Below are 6,177 nucleotides of genomic sequence, written 5' to 3' on the forward strand. Positions count from 1 at the left end.
GCTTGTCCATACCTGTGTTGCCAATAGCACAACCCGCTATACTCCGAAAGTAATTCTACGGGAGTTTTATCACTATTTATTTTTATCGATGCCTGATTGGGCTTTTTAACCTTAGCAAAGATAAAGCTTACGGCTATGTCTATTGTTATAAACTGTTTTTTATGAACAAACTTTATATCTTATTATTGTTGAGCGTGCTGTTTTCAAATGGTTTACGCGCTCAAGAATTAGTTGTTAGCGGAACCGTTAGCGACAATCAAGGGCCGCTTCCCGGAGTAACCATTACCGTACCCGGTTCGCCTGATACGGCAACCATGACAGATTTAGACGGACATTATCAAATTCGGGTAGATGCCCAAGGGCTTTTAACTTATTCTTATTTAGGATATGAAATGGTAAACGAGTCTGTGAAAAACCGACAACAGATTAATATTATTTTAAAAACAACCTCAGAAGAACTGGGGGAAGTTTTAATTACCGTTCCTTATGGAACTGCTAAAAAATCGACTTTCACGGGATCGGTTGGTATAGTAAGTGGTGCGAACATTGAAAAAGCACAGGTGAGTAACGTGACCAAAGCTTTGCAAGGAACCGTTGCTGGTTTGCAATCCTTTTCGGCTAGTGGTCAACCCGGATCCGAGGCTACAATTAGAATTCGAGGTATCGGTTCGGTCAATGCGTCGAGTTCGCCACTATATGTAGTAGATGGTGTGCCGTATGATGGAACCTTATCTTCGATTGCAGCATCGGATATTGAATCCATTAGTGTTTTAAAAGACGCGGCCTCAGCCACCTTATACGGGTCTAGAGCTGCCAATGGAGTTATTATGGTCACCACCAAACAAGGGCGTAAGAACAGTCCTACCAGTATCGAAATCAACTCTAAATACGGTTTTTCCAGTTTAGCGCGTCGCGATTACGACCAGCTCAACACCAATCAATATTTTGAATTGTATTGGGAAGCCTTGCGCAACAGCCGTTTAGACAATCAATTTACACCCGCTCAGGCCGCTCAATATGCCACGGACAATATCGTAGGTCGTATTGGAATAAACCCTTACGGAACCAATAATCCACAACCCGTAGGATTAGACGGTAAATTAACCCCTGGTTTAGAACCTTTATGGAACGACGATTGGCGCGATGCCTTATCGCAAAGTGCCCATTACAAAGAAATTAATCTACGTGTTAGTGGGGGGAGTGAAAATGCAAAATACTTTATTTCTGGAGGTTATCTAGACGACCAAGGAGCCGTTATAGAGTCGGGATTTAAACGTTATAATTTCCGTGCCAATATCACTTCAGATGTTAAAGATTGGCTGCAAGTAGGCTTAAATGTATCAGGAAGTCATTCGATACAAAACTACCCCAAACAAGACGATTCGGCCATTTCCAATGTCATTGGTTTTAGCCGTGGAGTGCCGTCTTTTTATCCGATATACGAGCGCAATCTCGAAAACGGAAATTACTTAATCAATCCCAATACTGGAGAGCGCATCTTTGACTATGGTAATTATAGAGCAACATCTTATGCCAAATACAACTTGGTGGGATCCATGCCACATGATAAAAATGAAATCAAAACCGATGCAGCTTCAATCAGAACCTTTGCTGAGGTGAAATTTTTGGATAACTTAAAATTTAAAACCTCTTTAAACGTCGATTACAACAGTCGTTTTGAACACAATTATATCAATCCAACTTACGGACCAGCTGCGTTAAACGGTGGAAGTGTTTCCAAATCTAATGTACGTACCTTAGGAATGACCTTTAACAACGTTTTAAACTACAATTTAGACATCAACGACCGCAACAGCATTAGTGCAATGGTGGGTCAGGAATTCTACCATTTTAATACATCCAACTTTGAGGGGACTCGTGAAAAATTGATTACCGATGGTTTTTACGAACCCGATGCGGCATCGGTATTGAGTGCTTTTCAGGGTAATAGTGACGAATACAAACTGTTGAGTTTTTTCGGAAATGTAGAATATGCCTTAGACAAAAAATACTTCCTTTCGGGATCGGTTCGTTCTGATGGTTCGTCTCGTTTTCATCCAGACAACCGTTGGGGAACCTTCTGGTCTGTAGGGGCTTCGTGGAGAGTAATTGAAGAAGACTTTCTTCAAAACCTTCGCAACCGCGGTTTGTCTAACTTATCCCTAAAAATGAGTTATGGAGCACAGGGCAACGACAACATCGGTTATTATGCTTACCAAGCCTTGTATGCCATTCAAAATAACTTGGGCGAATCCGGTTTAATCGCTTCGCGTTTGGCAACGCCAAACTTGAGTTGGGAAACCAATCTTAATCTAAACATCGGTTTGGATTACGGATTCTTTAATAACCGTTTAACGGGGAGCATAGAATATTTTGAACGCAAATCGAAAGACTTGTTATTTAATAAATCGTTGGTGCCATCAACCGGATTTTCGTCAACCAGTCAAAACATTGGGGCGATTAAAAACTACGGTTTTGAATTTACGATCGAAGGAACTCCTATTGCCACACCGGATTGGAACTGGAGACTTTCGTTAAATGCCACCACCTACAAAAACAAAATTGTATCCTTGCCGTCTGCAGAAATGTGGAGTGGTGCTAAGAAATGGGTTGAGGGCGGTTCCTTGTACGATTTCTATCTAGTGGAATGGGCGGGAGTCAATCCACAAAACGGAAATGCACAATGGTATCGTTATGAGGCAGATGGGACTAAGGTTATTACGGAAGACTATGCTTCTACCAAAGAATCCGACAAGGTTAAAAGCGGTAACTCTTTACCCGATGTTTCGGGTGGGTTCCAATCGGATTTGTCGTACAAGGGATTTGAATTATCCGCTTTGTTTACTTATTCAATCGGTGGAAAAATATACAATGGTGACAAACAGAGTTTGCAGCATTTGGGTTCAGAGGGAACAACTTGGAGTACGGATATGTTAGATCGTTGGACACCGGAAAACACCATTACTGATGTGCCTCGTTTGACTACCGATCCGAAGAGTTCTTGGCTGAGTCAATCCGATCGTTTCTTGGTAGATCGATCGTTTTTAAAACTTAAAACGGTCACCTTATCTTATAACTTGCCTCAAAACTGGATGCAAAAAGTAAAACTAGAGCGTGTGAGTGTTTATCTGCAAGCGGAGAACCTATTGACATTTACCAAAGAACAAGGTTTGGATCCGGAGCAAAACCTCGATGGAACTACCTATTACAGATACCCATCGATGAAAACCATTTCCTTTGGAGTCAACGTAAAACTATAACAAACCATAAACCAACAATTCAGACCGGCCTTGTATGTAAGACATAAAACATCACAAGGCTGTACAGCGAATTACAAACATAAAATAGTCACTGATGAAAAAAATATATAAACACGGACTACTCGTATTGCTCACCTCTTTTTTGGTGGTGTCTTGTGAGTTAGACACGGATCCGACTACAGCGGTGGATGCTGCTGAAGTATTTAAAACCACTACAGATGCCGATAAAGTATTGACCGGCTCGTGGAGTTACTTGATGGAAACTTTTAACACCTTTGCTAATCCGGGTTATGGAGCCATGTTAAGAGCTAATGATGCTATGGGATCAGATGTGGTACTGAACACCCGTTACGGGTTCAGTTCGCACTATGCTTTTTCGGCCTTATATGCTAAGGGAAATACCAACAGTTTGAGTTGGGTATTGGCATATAAAACCATCAATAACATGAATGCCGTTATTAAAAACATCGACTACGCTATCGGATCGGAAACCGACAAAAGCAGAATCAAAGCACAGGCTTTTGCCTTACGTGGTTTTATGTATTTGCATTTGGCTTCGAGCTATTCCTTTGCCATAGACAAAGACCCCAATGCTTTGGCGGTACCTATTTACACCGAGCCATCAAATGAGAACACTATAGGCAGACCGGCTGCTACGGTTAGTCAGGTATATGTGCAATCGATTGGCGATTTGGAGCAGGCATTGCAATTAATTCCAGAAAACTACCAGCGTTCTTCCAAATATAAAATCAATAAACAAGTGGTGTTGGGATTATTATCTAGAGCTACTTTATATGCTAGAGATTGGCAGAAGGCCAAAACCTATTCCGATCAATTATTGGCAACAGAGCACTATTTGATGAGCGAAACCGAGTACAAAGCGGGCTTTAACGACATACAAAATAGAGAATGGATTTGGGGCCATCCTCAAACCACGGCGCAGAGTGATGCGAGTTACCAATTTCACTTTTTGGACACGACTACAGAAGAGAGTTATTACTATAGTTTTAATGCCGATCCATATTTCAGAACCTTATTTGACGATTCCGACTACCGTAAAAAAATTATCAACTGGGCAACGGATCCTGGAAAAGACCCGAAGAAAGAAGCCTTTGTATGGATGCGTGTAGCCAAATTCAAGTTTAAACCGGGTGGTATAGCCGATATTGTTTTGATGCGTACGGCAGAAATGTATTTGATCAATGCGGAAGCTAAGGCTCGATTGGGTGAGGGAGATGCTTTGGATGTATTAAACCAACTAAAAACCGCACGTGGAGCGGTTACTGCACAGGGATTAAGCGGTCAAGATTTAATTGATGCCATTTGGTTGGAGCGTCGTAAAGAACTTTTTGGAGAAGGCTTTAGTTTAACGGATATCGTTAGAAACCAACAAACGGTAGTTCGTAAAGAATATCCTCAAAATCCAAAAATCGACTATACTTATACCGATGCAGAAGGAAAACCGCAAACCGTTGCTTTAACCCCACAAGGGCATCGCATATTTGTATTCCCTGATCAAAGTAATTTTGTACCTAATAGTAAATATTACCTATACAGAATTCCGAACTCGGAGGAATTGGAAAACACCGACTTATATAGTGAAATAGCAAAAAGATAAAGTTGATTAGTTAGTATGAAAGAGGCCGCTTAGTTAAGCGGCCTTTTTTTGTAAAAGCAAATGGGGTATTTGATGTTTGCTTCTGCCAACATGTATTGTATTGATTTCGAATGATTGTTCGTACCAGTATCAGGCTACGAGCTATGTTACTACAAATTGTACAAAAACAGCTTATTTTAAAACCATATATTGTTCTAAAAGCGGCGTAAGATTGGTTTCTGGGTTTATTACTGCATTATTCCAAAAACTCAAAACACAACTGATGTTTTTAGAATTCACCACTTCAGCGACATAATAAATGGTCAAATTTTTACCTCCGGTCATACCTACTATAGCAGCCGATATACCTGTGAAATCATACATCACTTTTTTCGCTTTTGTTGGAACACCTTCAAACTCAATATCTACTAATTCTTCTGATATCACTTTTCCATTTTTTCTCGTTTTCGTAAGGGACAGCTGGTTCTCAACGGATTCTTTAGCGTCTGCGAGGGTTCTGTGAATGCTCCAATTCATCTCTCCTAAATACGGGCATTGCACTGTATTTATATAAGTCCAATAACAACGCGAGTCAAGATTGATTTCTCGTCCGGTAAAATTAAGTGTTGTCGCAGGCATCGAAACAAAATTTTGTTCGGGTACTTCTGCTTTAATAATTGCATTTAGCAATTCTAATTCCGTTTCGCGGTCGGTAGTTCCGTTTTTTATAAACCAGATTACAGTAATGGTTTTGTTGAGGTTTTCGACAAAATAGTAATTATCTGTTTGAACGCTTTTATCGGTTACCTTCTGTTTTTTGGATATACAAAAGTTGTTAAACGGTATATCGCCGTCTTTAACTTTGAGATCACTTTTTGCAATTCGGTATTTTTTAAACACTTTTTTCAGGCCTTTCTCATCAAAAGGATAGGTGAAATACTCGCTGGTAACGGTATATCCATCAATGTTATACCATTTTGTACCGTCGTTATTGAGGGCAGTTAACCGCTCAAAAATTTTATTTTCTTGCGACAGGCAGGCCGTGCTGCATAGTAGAAAAAACAAGTGGAGTAGTTTCATATTATATATTTTAGTTTTGGAAAACCATACAAAGGGGTTTTTTGTATAAAAAAACGATTTTACTCCTTTTTTAATGTAAAACTAGCAAAATATATGGAACATACAAACTGATACGCTGATGGGCTGATGGGCTGATGGGCAGATACGCAGATACGCAGATACGCAGATACGCAGATACGCAGATACGCAGATACGCAGATACGCAGATACGCAGATACGCAGATACGCAGATACGCAGAT

General features: G+C 40.3%; 3 protein-coding genes. 2 read left to right on the forward strand and 1 reads right to left on the reverse strand.

The window, feature by feature from the left end:
* Positions 1 to 161 precede the first annotated feature (161 nt).
* Together KO524_RS10890 and KO524_RS10895 are read left to right on the forward strand one after the other, a co-directional pair.
* A complete protein-coding gene (locus KO524_RS10890) occupies positions 162 to 3,260 on the forward strand; it encodes a TonB-dependent receptor (RefSeq protein WP_219293938.1) in 3,099 nt (1,032 codons plus the stop codon).
* Positions 3,261 to 3,354: 94 nt separating this feature from the next.
* Complete coding sequence (locus KO524_RS10895; protein WP_255555241.1) at positions 3,355 to 4,878, forward strand: RagB/SusD family nutrient uptake outer membrane protein; 1,524 nt, start codon at positions 3,355 to 3,357, stop codon at positions 4,876 to 4,878.
* A 171-nt stretch (positions 4,879 to 5,049) separates the two neighbouring features.
* Here KO524_RS10895 and KO524_RS10900 read toward each other — a convergent pair whose 3' ends face one another.
* On the reverse strand, positions 5,050 to 5,937 hold the full coding sequence (locus tag KO524_RS10900) for a hypothetical protein (RefSeq protein WP_219293940.1): 888 nt from the start codon (positions 5,935 to 5,937) through the stop codon (positions 5,050 to 5,052).
* Positions 5,938 to 6,177 lie beyond the last annotated feature (240 nt).

Source organism: Flavobacterium sp. NKUCC04_CG (assembly GCF_019345525.1).
Lineage (GTDB): Bacteria > Bacteroidota > Bacteroidia > Flavobacteriales > Flavobacteriaceae > Flavobacterium.